A 20,488-nucleotide genomic window follows, 5' to 3' on the forward strand; every position below is an offset into this window, starting at 1 on the left:
CTTTGAAGCTGACCTTGTGGCCACCTCGTGGTTCGAGGCCGCATTGCCTACGCTGACGCTCGGCGATGCGGCACCTCACCATGAGGCGGAGTGGCTTTCGCGGGGATTGGTCGGCAGCTCAGCCGCCTTGATGAGCTGGGTGATCTTTAGGTAACGCAAGGGAGATCAGCCATCATGGTGAGGTGTGGAGGCCTGCAGGCTGGAGCCTCGAACCACGAGGGCGGGTGCCTACAGTCACCTTCTCCCCAAGGGGAGAAGGGATCTACGACGCCGGCTTGCTCAGCGCTTTCCCAATCGCCGGATAAAGCCCCTCTTTCAGGCTGGTGGGCGTGAAGGGGCCTACCTGCTTGTAGAGGATCGTGCCGTCGGGCGAGACGAGATAGGATTCCGGAATGCCGTAAACGCCCCAGTCGATGGCGGCCGAGCCGTTCGGGTCTATGCCGATCGCATTATAGGGATTGCCGAGTTCGCCGAGGAAGCGCAGGGCGTTCTCGCTCGTGTCCTTGTAGTTGATGGCCACGATGTTGAGCTGACCGCTCTTGGCAAGTTCCTTCAGCACCGGATGCTCGTCGCGGCAGGGGATGCACCATGAGGCGAAAACATTGACGAGCGTCAGCTTGCCCTTGATGGCGTCATCGGTCAGCGCCTGAAGGTTGGAACCTTCGAGCGGCGGCAGTGCGAGCTTCGGCGCCTTGGTGCCGATCAGGGCCGAGGGAATGGCTGAGATATCAGTGCCGTGCACTTCCTGGTCATACATGACCTTGCCGACGGCAAAGGCGATGCAGGCAAAGACGATGAGCGGGATGAGCGCCAGCAGATAGCGCGCGGTGCCGCTCGACTTCGCTCTATCCTTGTTGTCGGCATCGGCCGTCATTTCGCACCGCCTTCGGGCGGGCGCTGTGAGCGGCGGCGGATGCCGGAGGCTTCCAATGCTGCCAGTTCGCGACGGCGCAGGCGTCCGTCGATCCATGTCCAGGCAATGATGGCGAGGATCATGACGGCGGCAAAACCGTAAGAGCCGTAGACGTAGAAGGGATGCGTCATGCTATTCCTCCCGGCTTGCCATACGCGCGGCGATGCGGCGTTGCGCGGCGACGCGGCGGCGCCAGATCTCGTTACGGATTGCCATCAGGTGCAGCGTGAGGAACAGCAGCGTGAAGGCCAGCGCCATGATGAACAGCGGCCAGAGGAATTCCGCGTCGATGGCCGGGCCATCCATGCGCATGATGCTTTCCGACTGATGCAGCGTGTTCCACCAGTCGACCGAAAACTTAATGATCGGAATGTTGATGAAGCCGACCAGCGTCAGGATCGAGGCGACGCGGGCCGCCTTGGGCGGATCGTCCATCGCCCGGTTCAGCGCGATCAGGCCGAGATACATCAGGAACAGGATGAAGACGGAGGTCAGGCGCGCGTCCCAGACCCAATAGGTGCCCCACATCGGCTTGCCCCAGAGCGAGCCGGTGACGAGCGCGATCAGGGTGAAGGCGGCGCCGAGCGGAGCGGCCGTCTTGCCGGCGACATCGGCTAGCGGATGGCGCCAGACGAGCGTGCCGATCGCCGACACGCTCATGATCGTGTAGCACATCATCGAGAGCCAGGCGGCCGGAACGTGAATATACATGATGCGGACGGTATCGCCCTGCTGGTAATCGCCTTCGGTCGAGAAGGACAGATAGAGGCCGATCGCGAAAAGTGCGGCCGAAATCAGCGCCAGCCAGGGAATGAGGCGCGCCGAAAAGGCCAGAAACCGCGTGGGGTTGGCGAGGTCGGAAAATCGGCTGATCGCAGGGCTGATATCGCTCATGCGATTTGTTTAACCCGATATGGCTTTTCCGGCAATCGACCGCATCGTCTCAGATCGACGAAACAGTATCTCCCAGAGCGTGATGCCGAAAAGTGTCAGGGAATTTCGGACGACATCACGCTCTACTTCTTTGATTTTAGGGCGGATTCAGATTTTAGGTCGATTCGACCTAAATCATCCGGCTCCAGCGATCAATCAGTCGTGTTCCGCAAAGCAAGGGCGGCGGCGGCCGGACCGATGACGGCGAAGAACAAGGTGAGCGCGATCAGGATCAGGAAGGGCGGCAGGAAGGGTTGCGGTCCCTCGACTGCAGCATAGGTGGCGCTGACGCCGAAGATCAGCACGGGAATGGTGAGCGGCAGCACTAAGATCGATACCAGCAGCCCGCCGCGCGGCAGCGCCACGGCGACGGCGGCACCCACCGCGCCGATGAAGGTGATCGCCGGCGAGCCGACAAGCAGGGTCAGGGCCGTCGCGCCGATCGCCGTCTCGTTCATATTCATAAAGAGACCGAGCAGCGGCGAGGCGATAACGAGCGGCAGGCCAGTCGCCATCCAATGCGCCGTGCATTTGATGAAAACCGTCAGCACCAGCGGCGTTTCCTGCATGACGAGCAGATCGAGCGAACCGTCGTCACGCTCGGCCTGGAACAGGCGGTCGAGGCCGAGGAGGCTCGCGAGCAGGGCGCCGATCCAGACGATGGCCGGGCCGATGCGCGAGAGAAGCTTGAGGTCCGGACCGACGCCGAAGGGAATGACGGCGACGACGGTGAGGAAGAAGAGGATGCCGATCAACGCTCCGCCACCGGCGCGCACCGAAAGTCTGAGGTCGCGGAGAAAGAGGGCGGTCATGACGAGGCACCAATCTCCTTCTCCCCTTGGGGAGAAGGTGGCCCGAAGAGCCGGATGAAGGGGCGTTTACTCAAGAAAGAACCGATACTTCGCTTATGCTTCAGATGATTGTCGCTCCGCTCCTCACCCCCTTCTGTCCCTGTCGGGACATCTCCCCCACAAGGGGGGAGATTGGTAACTTGTGGCGCGCGCAAGCCCCGATCCAAGATCGAATCTGCGGAGACAAAGCTCATCGACTTTGTAAGCTGGTGCGGCAAACTCCAAACGATCTCCCCCCTTGTGGGGGAGATGTCCCAAAGGGACAGAGGGGGGTAGCGAAGGTTCGGCAAACTCAGCATCATCGAACTCATTCCCACACCCCCTCACTCACCCCGGCAAACCCCGTCATCCGCATCTCCCGCGCGTTCTCCAACCCTAGTGGCTGATGCGTAGCCGCAAGAACGATGCCGCCATTCTTCTGATGGGCGGTGATCAGCTCCGCAAACAGCTGATCGGCCGAGCTGTCGAGCGCTGCTGTCGGCTCGTCGAGGATCCAGATGGGGCGGTGGGCGACCAAAAGTTTTGCGAAGGCGATTCGGCGCTGCTGGCCGGCGGAGAGGTAGCCGAAGGGCAGATGGGGGATGCCGGCGAGCCCGACAGCATCGGTCGCTTCATCGACATTCAGGCCGAAGCCGCCCGCCATGTCGCCGAGGAAAGTTTTCCAGAAGATCAGGTTTTCGGCTACGGTCAGCTCGGATTTCATCGCGTTGCGGTGACCGAGATAGTGGCTGGCTTCGCCTGCTAGCCGGCCCGATTCGCCATCTTTTCCGGTGAATTTGACACTGCCCTTTTCCTGCCTGAGAAGGCCGGCCACGACACGCAAAAGCGTCGACTTTCCGGAGCCGTTACGCCCGGTCAGAATCAGAGCGTCGCCATCGGTCAAGTCAAAGGAAACATTCGAGAAAATCAGATCTTCGCCACGCCTTGCCGCCAGATTTTCAGCGCATAGATGCATTCGCTCAGGCTTTCCCCGTTATCGTTGCCGCAATGCGCAAAAAATTGTCCAAATTTGCGCTTTGCCACTCTGGCAAGTCTTTACGAAATTATCTATAAGACCTGCAACCACGCCAGCGGTCGGCGTGAATTTCATCCTTGCGCCGAACATAAGGTTTTCTGCCTTACGTGCGGACAGCGGAAATGGCCGCACCCGCATCCTGATGTGCATAAAGTGCATAGGCGTTCGCACGACTGTGTTGGCTATCAGAAACGGGGTATCTCGTGTCTAAATCTCTTGACAGTTTCAATTGTCGTTCCACGCTGACCGTGGGCGGGAAAGACTATGTCTATTTCAGCCTGCCCAAGGCTGAAGCCAATGGTCTGCCCGGTGTTTCCAAGCTGCCTTACTCGATGAAGGTGCTTCTGGAAAACCTGCTGCGTTTTGAAGACGGGCAGTCGGTCACCAAGGACCATATCCTTGCCGTCGCCGAATGGCTGACCAACAAGGGCACCGTCGAGAACGAAATCGCCTATCGCCCGGCGCGCGTGCTGATGCAGGACTTCACCGGCGTTCCGGCCGTTGTCGACCTTGCCGCCATGCGCGACGCGATGGTGTCGCTCGGCGGCGATCCGGAAAAGATCAATCCGCTCGTTCCCGTCGATCTCGTCATCGACCACTCCGTCATCGTCGACGAATTCGGCACGCCGCAGGCCTTTGCCCGCAACGTCGAGCTGGAATATGAGCGCAACGGCGAGCGCTACCGCTTCCTGAAGTGGGGCCAGCAGGCCTTCAAAAACTTCCGCGTTGTTCCCCCCGGCACCGGCATCTGTCATCAGGTCAACCTCGAATATCTCGGCCAGACCGTCTGGACGAAGGAAGAGGACGGCGAAACGATCGCTTATCCGGACACCTGCGTCGGCACCGATTCGCACACGACCATGATCAACGGCCTCGGCGTTCTCGGCTGGGGTGTCGGGGGTATCGAAGCCGAAGCCGCCATGCTCGGCCAGCCGGTCTCCATGCTGCTGCCTGAGGTCATCGGCTTCAAGCTCACCGGCAAGCTCAAGGAAGGCGTCACCGCGACCGACCTCGTGCTGACCGTCGTGCAGATGCTGCGCAAGAAGGGCGTCGTTTCCAAGTTCGTCGAATTCTTCGGCCCCGGCCTCGACAACATGCCGCTCGCCGACCGCGCCACCATCGGCAACATGGGTCCGGAATATGGTGCGACCTGCGGCTTCTTCCCGGTCGATAAGGAAACGCTGAACTACCTCAACATGTCCGGCCGCGCTAAGGACCGTATCGCTCTCGTCGAAGCCTACTCGAAGGCTCAAGGGATGTGGCGCGACAATGACGGTTCCGACCTCGTCTTCACCGACAGGCTGGAACTCGACCTCAATGACGTCGTGCCGTCGATGGCCGGCCCGAAGCGTCCGGAAGGCCGTATCGCGCTGGAAAACATCGCTTCCGGCTTCGCGACCTCGCTGGACACCGAATACAAGAAGCCCGGCCAGCTCTCCAACCGCTATGCGGTCGAAGGGACGGATTTCGATATCGGTCATGGTGACGTCGCGATCGCCGCCATCACCTCCTGCACCAATACCTCCAACCCGTCGGTGCTGATCGCAGCCGGCCTTCTCGCCCGCAACGCGGTTGCCAAGGGTCTGAAGACCAAGCCGTGGGTCAAGACCTCGCTCGCACCGGGATCTCAGGTCGTTGGCGAATATCTTGCCAAGTCCGGCCTCCAGGCCGATCTCGACAAGCTTGGCTTCAACCTGGTCGGCTTCGGCTGCACCACCTGCATCGGCAATTCCGGCCCGCTGCCGGCGCCGATCTCGAAGACGATCAACGACAAGGGCCTGATCGTATCGGGCGTTCTCTCCGGTAACCGTAACTTCGAAGGCCGCATTTCGCCTGACGTCCAGGCGAACTACCTGGCGTCACCGCCGCTCGTCGTCGCCTATGCGCTCGCCGGTTCGGTGCAGCTCGACTTGACGAAGGAGCCGATCGGCGAAGACCAGAACGGCAAGCCTGTCTACCTGAAGGACATCTGGCCGACCTCGCAGGAAGTCCAGGAATTCATCCTGAAATACGTCACCCGCGAGCTCTACGAGAGCAAATATGCGGACGTCTTCAAGGGCGATGCCAACTGGCAGGCCGTGCAGGTTCCTCCGGGCCAGACCTACGCCTGGGACGACAACTCGACGTACGTCCAGAACCCGCCTTACTTCGTCGGCATGGGCAAGACCGGCGCCGGCATCTCCGACATCAAGGGTGCCCGCGTTCTCGGCCTCTTCGGCGACAAGATCACCACCGACCACATTTCCCCGGCCGGTTCGATCAAGGCTGCCTCGCCGGCCGGCTCCTACCTCATCGGTCATGGCGTCGGTGTTGCCGACTTCAACCAGTACGGCACGCGCCGCGGCAACCATGAAGTCATGATGCGCGGCACCTTCGCCAACATCCGCATCCGCAACCACATGCTCGGCCCGAACGGCAAGGAAGGTGGCTACACCATCCACTATCCGTCCAAGGAAGAGACCTCGATCTACGATGCGGCCATGCAGTACAAGGCGGAGGGCGTTCCGCTCGTCATCTTCGCCGGCGTCGAATACGGCAACGGCTCGTCGCGCGACTGGGCTGCCAAGGGCACCAACCTGCTCGGTGTGCGCGCCGTGATCGCCCAGTCCTTCGAGCGTATCCATCGCTCGAACCTGGTTGGCATGGGCGTCATCCCTTTCGTCTTCGAGGACGGCACCACCTGGGCCAGCCTCGAGCTGAAGGGTGACGAACTCGTCACGATCGAGGGCCTGGAACACATCAAGCCGCGTGAGCGCAAGATCGCCAAGATCACCTATGGCGACGGCACGGTAAAGGACGTTCCGATCATCTGCCGTATCGATACGCTGGATGAGGTTGTCTACGTCAACAATGGCGGCATCCTGCAGACCGTTCTGCGCGATCTCGCCGCCTGATCGGCGTCTTCGCTCCATCTCGTAGTTTTCACGCAATTCCTGGACGCCGCCGGAAAACTCTTCCGGCGGCGTCTTGTTTTTCACGGTGATGTGTACGGCGAGCCTTTGCCGGGCGTCAGCCTCACCCCATCGTGACTTTGCGTCATCGCGCTAAACCATTATCTCTTGTTTCAGATTTTTCGAGCTTGATGTGGGCTGAGTGGTCCCGAGGAGCGTGAATGGTTTGGGCGTCCGCATTCGTGGGCGGCGCCGAAATTTTACGAAAGAGGTAAAAGGGAAATGCGCCTTCGATTTTCGGTTCCACTTCTGGCAGGCATCGCGCTGGCAAGTTCGCTGCATGCGCAGGAGGCGTCGAAGATCAAGGGCGTCGTCGAGCTCTTCACCTCGCAGGGCTGTGCCTCTTGTCCCCCCGCGGACGCGGCGTTCCGCAAGCTGATCCGCCAGGGTGATGTCGTCGCGCTCGCCTATCATGTCGACTATTGGAACTATCTCGGCTGGAACGACACCATGGCGTCCAAGGACAACACGGCGCGCCAATATGCTTATGCCCGCACGATGGGGCGCAGCGGGGTCTATACGCCGCAGGCGATCGTCAATGGCAGGGCCCATATGAACGGCGCCGATCTCGACGCCATCAATGTCAAGCTCAATGACTTCCAGAGCCACGGCGAGGGGCTGATAGTTCCGGTCAATGCCGTTACCAAGGGCGACGAGCTTGAGATCAAGATCGGCGCCGGCGAGGGCAGGGCCAATGTGGTCGTCGTCTATTTCGACAAGGAGCAGATGGTGGCGCCGAAAGGCGGTGAAAACACCGGCCAGCAGATCGCCTATATGCATGCGGTCTCGGATGTCGAGACCGTGGGCATGTGGGATGGCAAGGCCATGAGCCTGGCGCTGCCCTCCTCCGTGCTCGACAAGGCCGGCCGCAGAGGTCTTGCTGTTCTTCTGCAATCGTCGACGCCTTCGGGCGATCCAGCTGCCATCATCGGAGCAACGGTCCTCACGATCGGCTCCGACGGCTGAGCGGCATTTCTGTATTTCGACTTGTGCGGAAAAGATACCCTATTTCGGCTGGCACCGAAAAGGCTCGCTATTTTGGCTGGCGCCAAAAAGGCGAGGTGCCCGGCGAGGACGCATTCGGGGCTGGGGTTTAATCGATGCGCCCCGGCCGGGCCGTTTGACGCGGCGGCGCCAAACGGCGTCTATACTTCCTGTAAATTGGGCGTCGTTTTGTCTGAAATGCGGCGCCGCCGAGATGCTTTCGGGCGGCGTAAAAAAATTGTGAGCCCTCTGCCGTCTTGCAATTTGGTGCGGCTGAGGCAAACTGTCATTCTCCTGTCATGAGATAGCCCCTGGGGGATTGATGACTGATCAGCCGGATTTGCGACACGGCGAACACCGTTCCGCCGATACTAATTCCTCCGTCGTCGTCGATCTCAGGGAATACAAACAAAGCAAGGATCCGCTACCGGTGACCTTCCATCGCCGGGAGCTGGATGCGATTTTATGGATCTATGGCCGCATGGTCGGCGAGGGTGAGTGGCGCGACTATGCCATCGACCATTTGAAGGAGAAGGCGGTTTTTTCCGTCTTCAAGCGCTCCGGCGAGATGCCGCTCTTCCGCATCGAAAAGAATCCAAAGCTGGCGGCCAAGCAGGGCGCTTTTTCGGTCGTCAACATCAACGGCATGATCCTGAAGCGCGGCCATGACGTGCAGCAGGTTCTGAAGGTGTTCGACAAGCAGCTGAAGCTGGTGGATAAGTAGTTTCTCTTCATCGGCTCTATGTTGGCGGATAGGTGCCGTATCAGAGCTGCGGCATATCTGAAACCGATGCTACTCCCCAAACAACGTCCCCGGATAGACCGAAGGATCCGGATCGGTGCCATCTCCTTCGCCCAACGCCTTCTGCATCAGCATGGTGTCCAGCCATCGGCCATGCTTGTAGCCGGTGCCTTTCAACAGGCCGACTTCAGTGAAGCCCGCGGCGCGATGCACGGCGACGGAGGCGGGATGGGCGCCGCCGATGACGGCGATCATCTGGCGGAAGCCGAGCGTCACGCAGCGTTCGACGAGCGCATCGAGCAACAGCCTGCCGACGCCGCGCCCGCGGGCCTCGGGCGCCAGATAGATCGAATCCTCCACCATCCAGCGATAGGCCGGCCGTGTGCGGAACGATGAGGCATAGGCATAGCCGAGGAAGGTTCCGGCCTCATCTTCGGCGACGATATAGGGATAGGCCTTTTCCTGGATCGCCTGAAAACGCGCCGCCATCTCATCCTGGCTCGGCGGCGTGATCTCATAGCTTGCCGTGCCGTTGAGGACGGAGTCGCGATAGATTGCCGTGATGTGGGATAGGTCGTCTGTGGTCGCGCTGCGGAGGCTGATGGACATCTGCTTCTTGTTGCCTGATCTGCTAAAGCAATTCCAGGAAAACTGCATGGCAGTTTTCCGTCCGGAATTACGTAGAAACAAAAGGCTGGAGCATTTCCGCGATTCGAAGAAAAGCGGAAGCGTTCAGCTGTGATTGTCCGCTATCAAATCGCAGGGCTTGTCGCCAGGCAAATGAAAAAGGCGGCCGAAGCCGCCTTTCCGTTGCTCATTCATGCTGCGCGATTAACGGCGGTTGCCCATAAACTGCAGCAGGAACATGAACAGGTTGATGAAGTCCAGGTAGAGCGACAGGGCGCCCATGATGGCCTTGCGGCCGGCCACGGTGGCATCGTCGGCGGTGTAATACATTTCCTTGATCCGCTGCGTATCGTAGGCGGTCAGACCCGCGAAGATCAGCACGCCGATCACGGAGATTGCGAACTGCAGGGCGGACGAAGCCAGGAAGATGTTCACGAGCGTCGCGATGATCAGGCCGAAGAGACCCATCATCAGGAACGAGCCCATCGCGGACAGATCACGCTTCGTCGTATAGCCGAACAGCGACAGCGCGCCGAAGGACGCGGCGGTCACGAAGAAGGTCTGCACGACGCTCTGGCCGGTATAGATGATGAAGATCGACGACAGCGACAGGCCCACCAGCGCGGCATAGACCCAGAAGGTCGTCGTCGCGGCAGCCACGCTCATGCGGTTGATCCTGAAGCTCAGGAAGAAGACCATTGCCAGCGGAGCGAGGATGACAACCCACTTCAGCGGGCTGAGATAGATCGCCTGACCGAAGGCCGTGATCTGTCCGTTTGCAAAGGCGAGCGAGAAGGAGAGATAGGCGGCAACACCCGTGATCGCCAGACCCAGCGCCATCAGGTTATAGACCTTGAGCATGTAAGCTCGAAGGCCCTCGTCTATCATCGCACCGGATTGCGCGCCGCTCTGCGCCCGGTTTTGGTAATTGCGGAAGTCAGCCATGTTTTCCTCTTTCAAGCTCCGATGTGAGTACGGTGTCGGGTCTTTCAAGCCCAGGCGCCGCTGCGGAGCTCCAGCATGCCTGCACAGAATATGAGGCTTTCGAGCCTCATACACAAGGGTCAAGCGATCCGGCGCATGTTAAATCGGTGTAATATCGAGCCGTTTTGCCGGCTTCCGGTTGATCTCCGCGGCGAATCAGAGTTCGCGCAGAACGGGTGCCGCCTTCTGGCCGAGAATCCGCCAGGTACCGATCAGGCCGATGCCGACCGTCAGCACCAGGGCGATGATCAGCGTTGAGAAGGCGACGTCGGGCAGGAAGGCAGACGGCAGGCGCATGATGCGGCTGACGATATACCAGGCCGATGCCGCACCCGCGATCAGCGCGAAGATGGCGGTTGCCGCGCCGAGGATCAGATATTCGTAGCTGAAGGCGCGAATGAGCGTGGCACGCGTCGCGCCGAGTGTCTTGAGGATGACAGCGTCATGCGTGCGAGCGCGGTTGCCGGCCGCTAGCGCACCCGCCAATACCAGCACGGATGCGATGAGCGCGACCGAGGCGGCGGAGCGGATAGCGGCGGCGAGCTGTCCCACCAGCGTGTTGACGACATCCAGTGCATCCTTGACGCGGACGCTTGTTATGGTCGGATAGGCATTGGTGACCTTCCGGAGGATCGTGGCTTCCTGAGCGGAGGTGGCCGAAGTGTCGGTCAGCGTTGCCAGCCAGGCATGCGGGGCGCCCTTGAAGGTATTGGGCGAGAAGATCATCACGAAATTGATCGACAGCGATTGCCATTGCACCTTGCGGAAGCTGGCGATCTTGGCAGTGATGTTACGGCCAAGCACGTTGACGGTGACCTTGTCGCCGAGCTTCAGGCCCAGCGCCTTGCCCTCCTCGTCGGAAAAGGAGACCAGCGGCTCGCCGCCATAATCCTTGTCCCACCATTTGCCTTCCGTAATCGAGGCGTTTTCCGGCACGGTTTCGGCATAGGTGATGCCACGATCGCCGCGCAGCACCCATTGCCCGGCGGCCGGCACCTTCATTTTTGTGACATCTTCGCCGTTGAAGGCGACGATGCGGCCGCGCAGCATCGGCGCCTCGACGAGCTTGCCCTTCGGATCCTCGGCGAGCACGATCTTGCGGAAACCTTCCAGCTCCGGCCCCTGAATATCGACGAAGAAGAAGTTCGGCGCCTGCTCGCTCATACGACCGGTCAATTCGCGGCGCATATTACCGTCGATTAGGGTCAGCGTCACAAGCAGCGCCAGGCCGAGGCCGAGCGACAGCACGACGGACGAGGTGAGAGCGCCCGGTCGGTGGATATTGCCGATTGCCAGGCGCAAAGCGGGAGAGCGTACGCGCGGGCTGCGGCGGGCAAGCCAGGAGAGAGCGGCGGCAACGGCGCGCAGCACGACGAAAGCCCCGGCGATCGAGACCACGAACACGACCGCGATGAAGCGATCATAGGCGGTGACGATCGCAAGCGCCGCAAGTGCCGCCATCAGCACGCCGGCGGCCAGCAGATAGGGCCAACCGGGCAGGCGGCGCGCTTCGAAGCCCTGTTCGCGGAAAAGCGCCGTCGCCGGCACTTCGCGGGCGTGGCCGAGCGGGGGAATGGCGAAGGCAAGCGTCGTCAGCAGGCCGAAGACGGCGGCGAGCGTCAGCGCGCCGGGATAAAGCCTCGGTGCGGTGGAAATCGGCAGGAATTCGGCTATGAATTGCGATGCGATCATGGGCGCAATGGCGCCGAGAACGAGGCCGACCGCGATGCCGGCGAGCGCAATGACGGCAATCTGAATGAGATAGATCAGCACCACGACGAAGGCCGGCGCGCCCAGACATTTGAAGGTGGCGATGGTCGTGCGCTTCGAATCGAGAAAGGCCCGCACGGCATTGGCGACGCCGACGCCGCCGACGATGAGAGCAGCCAGGCCGACGAGCGTCAGGAATTGCGAGAAACGCGTGACATTGTCGGCGAGCTGGGGAGCGGCGCGATCGCTGCTGCGGATCGACCAGCCTGCCTGCGGGAAGGTGGCATTGGCGCGGTCGCCGATATTGCGGATGCCGGCTGCGGGATGGTCCATGCGGATCCGGTATGCCTGTTCGACGAGGCTGCCTGTCGTAATCAGACCAGAGGCAATCAGGGCATCGCGGCTCGTCACCAGGCGCGGCGCAAAGCCGAATCCTTCGGAGACGGCATCCGGCTCGCTCTCGACAGTACCTGATATGCGCAGCTTGGTATTGCCCAGCAACAGATCGTCGCCGATCTTGAGGTTCAGGCGTTCGAGCAGAAGCGGGGCGACCACGGCGCCATAGGTGCCATCCTTGGCCGCCAGCAGGGTCGACAGTGGCTGGTCCGGCTCGGCCTCGAAGGTTCCGTAGAGCGGATAGGCATCATCGACGGCCTTGACCTCGACCAGCGCCTGATCGGAGCCGTCGGGCAGGCGCGCCATGGAGCGCAGTCCGGTGGAGCGGGAAACTTTCCCCAGGCTTTGGAGGTAGGCGAATTCCTCCGACGTTGCCTCGCGATTGCGCAGCTCAAAACGAGCATCGCCGGCCAGCAGTGATTGGCCCTGGGTCGCGATGGCGTCGGTGATCGAGCGGGAAACGGAATTGACGGCGGCAATTGCGCCGGTGCCGAGCGCGATGCAGGCCAGGAAGATGTAGAAGCCGCCGAGGCCGCCGCGCAATTCGCGCAGGGCAAGGCGGAAGGCGAGCGGCAGGCGCAGTCCCGCCGTGCTCATGCAATCGCTGCCTGGCTGGTGCGCGTGCGCGTGCTGTCGTTCTCGATTTCGCCGGAGCGAACGCGGATCTGGCGCGAGCAGCGGGCGGCAAGCGCCGGATCGTGGGTGACGAGCAGCATGGTCGTGCCGCGCTCGGCCTGCTGGGCGAAGAGCAGGTCGGCGATCTGCCGTCCGGTATCGGTGTCGAGATTGCCTGTCGGTTCGTCGGCAATCAGGACGGCGGGCGAGGGTGCCAGCGCGCGGGCGATGGCGACGCGCTGCTGCTCGCCGCCGGAAAGCTGGCCGGGATAGTGACTGAGCCGTTCGCCCAGCCCCACCGCTTCCAGCTCCCGCCGGGCGATGTCGAAGGCATCGCGGACATTGGCAAGCTCCAGGGGCACGGCGACGTTTTCCATCGCCGTCATGTTGGCGATGAGATGGAAGGACTGGAACACGATACCGATATTGCGGCCGCGGAAATCCGCGATGCGGTCCTCGCTCAGGCTGTGCAGGGGCGTGTCGCGGATCAGGAGTTCGCCGCTGTCGAGCTTTTCGAGACCGGCCAGCACCATCAGCAGGGTCGACTTGCCGGAGCCGGATGGGCCGACGATGCCGACGGCCTCACCTTCCATAATGGTCAGGTCGATGCCCTTCAGCACATGGACCGAGGCGGCGGCAGTGCCGAGCGTCAAATCCGCCTTCTTCAGCTCGATGATGGTTTTTGCCAATGCGAACGCCCTATATATCGGAGAACATCAGAGATAATGGCGGGCACGACTGGCCCAAGCAGCGAATTTAGGAATTGGATCATGGGTTTTAAAGTTGCTGCGTTTCACTTCGCTGTCATCACTTTCGGTCTTTTGTTTGGCGCGGCAGGTGCTGCGGAAGCGCGGACGATCCAGCTGGTCGGCTTCGGCGACAGCCTGATGGCGGGTTACCAGCTTCCGCCCGGCGATGGTTTTCCCGCCAAGCTGGAGGCCGCGCTGAAGGCCAAGGGACTGGATCTGGCCGTCGCCGATGCCGGCGTCTCCGGCGATACGACCTCGGGCGGGCTCTCGCGCATCGACTGGTCGGTGCCTGATGGCACGGATGGCGTCATCCTTGAGCTCGGCGCCAACGACGCGTTGCGCGGCATTCCGCCAGAGCAGACGGAAAAGAACCTCGAGACGATGATCGAGCGGCTGAAGGGCAGAAAGATCCCGATCTTTCTCGTCGGCATGCTGGCTCCGCCGAACATGGGGCCTGACTACGCCGACAAATTCAATCCGATCTACAAGCGTCTTGCCGACAAATACCAGCTTGCGCTCTATCCGTTCTTCCTCGACGGCGTCGCCGCGCATGCGGATCTGCAGCTCGCCGATGGCATGCATCCGAACCCCAAGGGTGTGGATGTGATGGTCCAACATATGTTGCCGGCTGTTATCAGTTTTGTAGGGACGATTGACGCAGGTGCGAAATAGGTGCTTGCACCGACTGCAAATGCGTGATTCCCTAGTTGTACCTGCAAGAGATTCGGGGAGTGCTCGTCATGCCGAGACTTTTTACCGCCCTCGAAATTCCGCGCAATGCGGCCATGAGCCTGTCATTGTTGCGCGGTGGTCTCCCGGGAGCCAGGTGGATCGACGTCGAAAATTATCACATCACTTTGCGGTTCATCGGCGATGTCGATGGCCGCACGGCCGATGAGATCGTCGACCGCCTGGACCGGATAGACCGACCTGAATTCCAGCTTCGGCTGGAGGGCATCGGTTCCTTCGGCTCCAAGAAGCCGCACTCGGTATGGGCCGGCGTGTCGCAGACGCCGGACATGCACGCGCTGCAAGGCGAGATCGAGCGCATCTGCCAGCGCATCGGTCTGCAGCCCGATCCGCGCAAGTTTACGCCGCATGTGACGCTCGCGAGGCTGAAGTCCTCTCGGGTCGATGATGTCGTGCACTATCTCTCCGGTCGTGGCAACTTCTACACCGCGCCATTCACCGTGGGCCGTTTCGTGCTTCTGTCCTCGCGCGAATCGGTTGGCGGCGGTCCCTATCTCACCGAAGAGATATTCCCGCTTCACGAGCCGCGCAGCACGTTCCCGACCTTGGGCAACAATGCGCCGCAGCCGGCCAAGAGCATGGTGTAAACCGTCTCGAAATCCTCGCGGTCGCCGTAATAGGGATCGGGAATGTCCTTGTTGACGCCGAGCGCGAGGGTATTGAAAAGGTGCAGTTTGCCGAGCGCATCGGCGGGTGCCGACTTGCGCAAGTTCTTCAAATTGTCTTGATCCATTGCCAGGATAAGATCGAACCTGCCGAAATCGGCCGGTTCGATACGCCGGGCGTGCTGGCCTGAAATATCGATTCCGTGACCGGCCGCGACGGCAATCGAACGCCGATCCGGACGCTCGCCCTGATGCCAGCTGCCGGTGCCGGCCGAATCGATGTCGAATTCGTCCGAGCGACCGATCTCGCCCGCCAGGTGTCTGAATATGCCTTCGGCGAAGGGCGACCGGCAGATATTGCCGGCGCAGACGAAAAGAATCCTATGACGATCCATGGTATCGTTTCACCGCTAGAGGAGTAATTGCCATGAAATACGAAAAGCTGGATCGTGCCGCAATCGATGAAAATCTTGCGGAGCTTAGCGGCTGGGCGCTTGCGGACGACGGTCTTTCGATTTCGAAGACCTTCAAATTCCGCAATTTCGTCGAGGCCTTTGGCTTCATGACCGAAGCTGCGCTTGCCGCGGAAAAATTCAACCATCACCCGGAATGGTTCAACGTCTATTCCCGGGTCGAGGTGAAGCTGACGACGCATGACGTCGGCGGCCTGACCGACCATGACGTCAAACTGGCAAAGGCGATGGAGAAGGCGGCCGCGCGCCGTCTCGATTGAATCGCGGCAAGCGATCACCATATGTTTACCCGGCCCGGGCGACGGGCATCGCTAGAGGTGAATGGAATGGATGACATCAAGTATGGGGAAATCCTGATGCCTGGTGACGAAGAGACCCAAAAAGAGCAGGAAAAATCGGTGCGCGGCAAATTCTGGCCGACCTTGCGGAAGGCGGCTCGCCATATTCCCTTTTCCCGCGACGTCGTGGCCGCCTTCTATTGTGCGTTCGACCCGCAGACGCCGACGCGAGTTCGCGGCATCCTGCTGGCGGCACTCGGCTATTTCGTCATGCCGGTCGACATTATCCCCGATTTCTTTGCCGTCATCGGCTTTTCCGACGATGTCGCGGTGCTGACGCTCGCTTTTAGCATGATCAGGGGCCATATCCGCCAGGAACATTACGATGCCGCCGACCGCGCGCTGGAGAACGAGCCTGAGGCCGCCGAGACGGCCTGATGCTCGTTTTGAGGCCCCGATCTGAATCCTCTCGGGTTTCCAGAGATTTATGAGACCTGCCTGATTTTAGCGAGGTCAAATTCTTGCCCGAATCTTTCTGTCTTAAATCGAACCTGCAGGGTGGTACTTCACCATCCGGGTTTTCCAATTCCTTCTGATGCGTTTCAAGCTTTGCGCGATAACTGGATTGAAATGGCACGGAGCCGGTGGCGGCAGCGCTCCGTTGACGGTTTGGTAACCTGAATAAAGTCAAAATAAGGCAGCTCACGAGCACAGGCGTGCCTCAATCGAATCGCCATGCGCTCTGGATCGCAAGAAATCGGCAGGAAACCATGTTTGTAAAAAGCTTCGCAATCGCCCTCTCGCTCGTTCTGGCCGGAACCGGCATCGCGTCCGCGCAGACCAAGAAGCAGAAGCAGACGCAGCAGCCACCGGCAGCGACAGCCGCAGCGCCGGCAGCTCCCACGCGCATCCAGCAGTTCGACGCCTGGGGCGCTTATTCCTACCAGTCGGCCGGCGGCAAGGTCTGCTACGTTCTCTCCGTGCCGACAGCGAAGGCGCCGACGTCGGGCATCGACCATGGCGACAATTTCTTCATTGTGTCGCAACGCCCGGGCCAGAATATTTCCTATGAGCCGCAGGCGATGATGGGTTATCCGCTCAAGGAGAATTCCAAGGTCGACGTCGTCATCGACAACAAGACCTTCGTGATGTTCACCAAGGACAAGGCCGCCTGGGTCGAAAACGCCGCGCAGGAGCCGGCCCTGGTTGCCGCACTGAAATCAGGCCATTCGCTGAAGGTCTCGGCGACCTCGAAGAAGGGCACGGCGACCTCCTACACCTATTCACTGAAGGGCGTCAGCGCTGCGCTCAAGCAGGTCGAAAACTGCAAGTAAGATCGAAGGCCGAGGGATCACGGAAACGTGATCGCGCTAATGCCGCGACCGTAGTAACAAGGCCGGTCAATTCGACCGGCCTTTTGCTTTTAGCGGCCAGACTTTCGCTTTTTAGGGAAAGGGATGACGCGAGCGGAAATTAATGCTAAAGGCCGCGCCAACAGCAGGTGTCCGGCAGACAGCTTGTCCCGCCACCGCATGAATCTTCAGATTTTCGTGCCTTGCCCGCATCCGCAGCTATCGCCAGCTTTTGCGGCATCGCCGATGTGAACCGTTGGAACGATCCCATGTCCGCCACCGATGTCATAACCCCCTCCAGGCTTAAGCCGATGCCCATGTCGCAGCCTGTGGAGCTTTCGCCGAAGCCGTCGCTGATCGGCCTGACGCGCGAAGAAATGGGCGCCGCCCTCAAGGAAAAGGGTGTCGCCGACAAGCAGATCAAGATGCGCGTCAGCCAGCTCTGGAACTGGATCTACGTGCGCGGCGTCTCCGATTTCGATGCCATGGCGAATGTCTCGAAGGACATGCGCGAAATGCTGAAGACGCATTTCACCATCGCGCGCCCCGAGATCGTCGAGGAACAGGTCTCCAATGACGGCACGCGCAAATGGCTGCTGCGTTTTCCGCCGCGCGGCGCCGGCCGCCCTGTCGAGATCGAGGCCGTCTATATTCCCGAAGAAGGCCGCGGCACCCTCTGCATTTCCAGCCAGGTCGGCTGTTCGCTCACCTGTTCCTTCTGTCATACCGGCACGCAGCGTTTGGTGCGCAACCTGACGGCGGAGGAAATCCTGTCGCAGCTGCTTCTGGCGCGCGACCGGCTCGGCGATTTCCCGGATCGTGAAGCACCGCAAGGCACGATCATGCCGGCTGAGGGACGCAAGGTCAGCAATATCGTCATGATGGGCATGGGCGAGCCGCTCTATAATTTCGACAGCGTCAAGACGGCGCTGCTGATTGCATCTGACGGAGACGGCCTTTCTCTTTCCAAGCGGCGCATTACGCTTTCGACCTCGGGTGTCGTTCCGGAAATCTATCGCACCGGTGACGAGATCGGCGTCATGCTGGCAATCTCGCTGCATGCGGTGCGCGACGATCTGCGCGACATGCTCGTGCCGATCAACAAGAAGTATCCGTTGAAGGAATTGATGGACGCCTGCCGTGCCTATCCCGGCCTGTCGAACGCCCGGCGCATCACCTTCGAATATGTGATGCTGAAGGGCGTCAACGACAGTCTGGAAGACGCGAAAGGCCTGATCCAGCTCCTGAAGGGCATTCCCGCCAAGATCAATTTGATCCCGTTCAATCCCTGGCCCGGCACGAACTACCAGTGTTCCGACTGGGAGCAGATCGAGAAGTTCGCCGATTTCATCAATTCGGCCGGCTATGCCTCGCCGATCCGCACGCCGCGCGGGCGCGACATTCTCGCCGCCTGCGGTCAGCTGAAGTCGGAGTCGGAGCGCATGCGCAAGACGGAGCGATTGGCTTTCGAAGCAATGATGATCGCCAACCACGGCGAGGATTGAGATCGATGCTTCTCGGACTGCGCAAGCCGATACGGCTCTTATGGGGCTATCTCGCCGCTTGCGTTCTGATGGGCTTCGTGCTGGCCTGCGCCGCCGCATGGACAGTGCCGGAGACCGCGGCGCCCGAGCTTTTCGTTCTCACCGTCGGGCTGACGAAGGTCGCCATGATCGTCAGCATCCTGCCGTCCCTGGTCGTCATCCCCATTCTCGAGTGGCGGCGGGTTCGCCGCTGGTACGGCTATGCGATCTACGGGGCCATTCTGTCTTCCGTGGCTTCCATCCTGATTTCCGGCGGCGTGGAAAGGCCGCAGACCCTCAATCTGATCACCATTGCGGTCTGCTTCGCCTTCCTGGGCACAGCCAGCGCCACCGTCTATTGGTGGATTGCCGGCCGGTTTGCGGGTCGCTGTCCGATGCTCAACGAGCCTGAGTGAAGAAGATCTTCATCGCGAAAATCGAAAAGACGCCGGCAAAGGTGTAGTCGAGGCCGCGCATCACGCCGCGGTTCCTCTGCAGCCATGACGACAGGCCGTCGGCAGCAAGAACGACGAGCATGTTCACCGGCATGCCGATGACGATGAAGAAGAAGCCGAGGAAGAGCAGCTTGTGCGTGACGGCCGGATCGCCTGCCGTGACGAACTGCGGCAGGAAGGTCATGAAGAAGATGATGACCTTCGGGTTCAGCAGATTGACCCAGAAGCCGGTTGAAATATTGGCAAGCGGCGTGCCCCTGATAGCATCGACCTTTTTGACCGACAGGCTGGAGCCGAAGCGGATCGCCTGGATCGCCAGCCACAGCAGATAGGCAGCGCCCCCGGTCTTGAGCATGGTGAAGGCAAGCGGAGAGGCCGTTATCAGCGCCGAAATGCCGAAGGCCACCAGGCAGGTGTGGACGATGACGCCGAGGCTGGTGCCAAGCACGACGAAGAGCGCCGGCTTCTTGCCCTGTGCGAGCGCGCGGCTGATCGACAACGTCATGTCGGGGCCGGGCGTCATGGCCAGCAACAGGCTCGCTGCCGCAAAGGCGAGGAGGGTCGGCAGGCTTGGTATGAAATCCATGATAGTCGCTCCGAAAGCCGGATTATGGTGCTTAGCGTTTTCTTATCCGGCTTTCGGGGGATTGCAAATCAATCCTTCTTTTCGAGGAAGGCCTTGAATTGATCGGCATAGTCTGGGTGCCAGCGCGACAGCGGTGGGCGGTTCTCGACGATATCGCCGGCTGCCCAGAGCATGCGGCGCTCATCCGTCGGGCGGGCGACATCGTTGTCGGGGCAGAGAATATAGAAATCGCCGCGCGTCAGGCTTTCCACCATGAACTCGACCGTCTGCTCCGGCGTCCAGGCGCCGGCGGGCTTTTCCCTGCGCTCACCTTTGGTAAGCCCGGTGAAGACGAAGCCAGGGATGAGAAGATGGGCCGATATCTTCGCGCCTTCGGTATTGCGCAGTTCGTGCTGCAGCGCTTCGGTGAAGACCTTCACGCCGGCCTTCGAGACATTGTAGGCGGGATTGCCTGGAGGCGTGGTGATGCCCTGCTTGGAGCCGGTGTTGATGATGACACCCGGTTCGCCATGCGCCAGCATGCCGGGTCCGAAGACGCGCGTGCCGTTGACGACGCCAAGCAGATTGACGCCGAGGATGGCGTCCCAACCGGCTTGCGCGCTGAAGATCGAGGTTTCCGGTCCGATGCCGGCATTGTTCATCAGCACATGCACCCGGCCGAAACGCTGCAGGACGGCACGCTCCAGCGCTTCCAACGAATCCTTGCTGGCGACATCGGTCTCGATGGCCATAACGTGCTCTTCGCCCGTGATCGTCTTGAGTTCGGCGCTGGCTTCCGCCAACCGGTCGCCGCCGAGATCGGCGATGACGACACTCATGCCGAGCGAAGCGAAATATTTCGCGGCGGCGAAGCCGATGCCGGAAGCGCCTCCGGTGATGACGGCAACATTGGATTTCTTGAAAATGTCTTGAATATCGGTCACGAGCGGCGCCCTCCTCAGGCATTGTTCGGTCGCCGCCGAATATGGTAGTTTCGGCAACCAAGTCAAACGGTCG

Annotated in this window: 22 protein-coding genes; 10 read left to right on the top strand and 12 right to left on the bottom strand. The window is 60.8% G+C overall.

What is annotated here, in order from left to right; genetic code table 11:
- Positions 1–262 precede the first annotated feature (262 nt).
- From HGP16_RS10150 to ccmA, 5 genes are all read right to left on the bottom strand, one after another.
- Positions 263–874, bottom strand: a complete 612-nt coding sequence (locus HGP16_RS10150; protein WP_168839882.1) for a DsbE family thiol:disulfide interchange protein — start codon at positions 872–874, stop codon at positions 263–265.
- Entirely contained in the window at positions 871–1,044 is a 174-nt protein-coding gene (gene ccmD / locus HGP16_RS10155; RefSeq protein WP_168839883.1) for a heme exporter protein CcmD, read from the bottom strand. The genes HGP16_RS10150 and ccmD overlap by 4 nt, the downstream gene beginning before the upstream one ends.
- Position 1,045: 1 nt before the next feature.
- Positions 1,046–1,807 (bottom strand): heme ABC transporter permease, encoded by a 762-nt coding sequence (locus tag HGP16_RS10160; protein ID WP_168839884.1) that lies wholly within the window; start codon positions 1,805–1,807, stop codon positions 1,046–1,048.
- 191 nt (positions 1,808–1,998) lie between these two features.
- Positions 1,999–2,658, bottom strand: a complete 660-nt coding sequence (gene ccmB / locus HGP16_RS10165; protein WP_168839885.1) for a heme exporter protein CcmB — start codon at positions 2,656–2,658, stop codon at positions 1,999–2,001.
- Positions 2,659–3,004: 346 nt separating this feature from the next.
- A complete protein-coding gene (gene ccmA / locus HGP16_RS10170) occupies positions 3,005–3,652 on the bottom strand; it encodes a heme ABC exporter ATP-binding protein CcmA (RefSeq protein WP_168839886.1) in 648 nt (215 codons plus the stop codon).
- 263 nt (positions 3,653–3,915) lie between these two features.
- On the opposite strand from ccmA, the gene acnA reads away from it, so the two are divergent.
- The 3 genes from acnA to HGP16_RS10185 all read left to right on the top strand — a co-directional run bounded on the left by acnA (position 3,916) and on the right by HGP16_RS10185 (position 8,371).
- A complete protein-coding gene (acnA, locus tag HGP16_RS10175) occupies positions 3,916–6,606 on the top strand; it encodes an aconitate hydratase AcnA (RefSeq protein WP_168839887.1) in 2,691 nt (896 codons plus the stop codon).
- Positions 6,607–6,885: 279 nt separating this feature from the next.
- Positions 6,886–7,629, top strand: coding sequence for a DUF1223 domain-containing protein (locus HGP16_RS10180; RefSeq protein WP_168839888.1), 744 nt, complete (start codon positions 6,886–6,888; stop codon positions 7,627–7,629).
- A 340-nt stretch (positions 7,630–7,969) separates the two neighbouring features.
- Complete coding sequence (locus tag HGP16_RS10185) at positions 7,970–8,371, top strand: DUF2794 domain-containing protein (RefSeq protein ID WP_168839889.1); 402 nt, start codon at positions 7,970–7,972, stop codon at positions 8,369–8,371.
- A 69-nt stretch (positions 8,372–8,440) separates the two neighbouring features.
- On the opposite strand, the gene HGP16_RS10190 is transcribed toward HGP16_RS10185, so the two are convergent.
- From HGP16_RS10190 to HGP16_RS10205, 4 genes are all read right to left on the bottom strand, one after another.
- Positions 8,441–8,998 carry a GNAT family N-acetyltransferase gene (locus HGP16_RS10190; protein WP_168839890.1) on the bottom strand — a complete coding sequence of 186 codons (558 nt, stop codon included), beginning with the start codon at positions 8,996–8,998 and terminating at the stop codon, positions 8,441–8,443.
- A 222-nt stretch (positions 8,999–9,220) separates the two neighbouring features.
- A complete protein-coding gene (locus HGP16_RS10195; RefSeq protein ID WP_149635953.1) occupies positions 9,221–9,961 on the bottom strand; it encodes a Bax inhibitor-1/YccA family protein in 741 nt (246 codons plus the stop codon).
- Positions 9,962–10,156: 195 nt separating this feature from the next.
- Positions 10,157–12,703, bottom strand: coding sequence for an ABC transporter permease (locus HGP16_RS10200; protein WP_168839891.1), 2,547 nt, complete (start codon positions 12,701–12,703; stop codon positions 10,157–10,159).
- A complete protein-coding gene (locus HGP16_RS10205) occupies positions 12,700–13,410 on the bottom strand; it encodes an ABC transporter ATP-binding protein (protein WP_168839892.1) in 711 nt (236 codons plus the stop codon). The genes HGP16_RS10200 and HGP16_RS10205 overlap by 4 nt, the downstream gene beginning before the upstream one ends.
- An 81-nt stretch (positions 13,411–13,491) precedes the next feature.
- Here HGP16_RS10205 and HGP16_RS10210 point away from each other — a divergent pair, with 81 nt between their 5' ends.
- On the top strand, positions 13,492–14,142 hold the full coding sequence (locus tag HGP16_RS10210) for an arylesterase (RefSeq protein WP_168839893.1): 651 nt from the start codon (positions 13,492–13,494) through the stop codon (positions 14,140–14,142).
- A gap of 68 nt (positions 14,143–14,210) precedes the next feature.
- On the top strand, positions 14,211–14,807 hold the full coding sequence (gene thpR, locus HGP16_RS10215) for an RNA 2',3'-cyclic phosphodiesterase (RefSeq protein ID WP_168839894.1): 597 nt from the start codon (positions 14,211–14,213) through the stop codon (positions 14,805–14,807).
- Here thpR and HGP16_RS10220 read toward each other — a convergent pair.
- A complete protein-coding gene (locus HGP16_RS10220; protein ID WP_168839895.1) occupies positions 14,738–15,220 on the bottom strand; it encodes a low molecular weight protein-tyrosine-phosphatase in 483 nt (160 codons plus the stop codon). The two genes, thpR and HGP16_RS10220, sit on opposite strands and share 70 nt — an antisense overlap.
- A gap of 32 nt (positions 15,221–15,252) precedes the next feature.
- On the opposite strand from HGP16_RS10220, the gene HGP16_RS10225 reads away from it, so the two are divergent.
- From HGP16_RS10225 to HGP16_RS10245, 5 genes are all read left to right on the top strand, one after another.
- Positions 15,253–15,558: a 4a-hydroxytetrahydrobiopterin dehydratase gene (locus HGP16_RS10225; protein ID WP_168839896.1), complete on the top strand. Its 306-nt coding sequence runs from the start codon at positions 15,253–15,255 to the stop codon at positions 15,556–15,558.
- A 66-nt stretch (positions 15,559–15,624) separates the two neighbouring features.
- Positions 15,625–16,014, top strand: a complete 390-nt coding sequence (locus HGP16_RS10230) for a YkvA family protein (RefSeq protein ID WP_168839897.1) — start codon at positions 15,625–15,627, stop codon at positions 16,012–16,014.
- A gap of 332 nt (positions 16,015–16,346) precedes the next feature.
- The gene (locus HGP16_RS10235; RefSeq protein WP_168839898.1) at positions 16,347–16,910 is read left to right on the top strand and encodes an invasion associated locus B family protein; all 564 of its coding nucleotides are present in this window, start codon (positions 16,347–16,349) and stop codon (positions 16,908–16,910) included.
- A gap of 287 nt (positions 16,911–17,197) precedes the next feature.
- Positions 17,198–18,433, top strand: coding sequence for a 23S rRNA (adenine(2503)-C(2))-methyltransferase RlmN (rlmN, locus tag HGP16_RS10240; protein ID WP_168839899.1), 1,236 nt, complete (start codon positions 17,198–17,200; stop codon positions 18,431–18,433).
- 5 nt (positions 18,434–18,438) lie between these two features.
- Positions 18,439–18,867: a hypothetical protein gene (locus HGP16_RS10245; RefSeq protein WP_168839900.1), complete on the top strand. Its 429-nt coding sequence runs from the start codon at positions 18,439–18,441 to the stop codon at positions 18,865–18,867.
- Here the strand turns inward: HGP16_RS10245 and HGP16_RS10250 are convergent.
- Together HGP16_RS10250 and HGP16_RS10255 are read right to left on the bottom strand one after the other, a co-directional pair.
- Entirely contained in the window at positions 18,851–19,492 is a 642-nt protein-coding gene (locus HGP16_RS10250) for a LysE family translocator (RefSeq protein WP_168839901.1), read from the bottom strand. The genes HGP16_RS10245 and HGP16_RS10250 overlap by 17 nt on opposite strands.
- Before the next feature lie 68 nt (positions 19,493–19,560).
- Positions 19,561–20,415 carry an SDR family NAD(P)-dependent oxidoreductase gene (locus tag HGP16_RS10255; RefSeq protein ID WP_168839902.1) on the bottom strand — a complete coding sequence of 285 codons (855 nt, stop codon included), beginning with the start codon at positions 20,413–20,415 and terminating at the stop codon, positions 19,561–19,563.
- Positions 20,416–20,488 lie beyond the last annotated feature (73 nt).

It is taken from the genome of Rhizobium sp. P40RR-XXII, assembly GCF_012641405.1.
Taxonomy (GTDB): Bacteria; Pseudomonadota; Alphaproteobacteria; order Rhizobiales; family Rhizobiaceae; genus Rhizobium.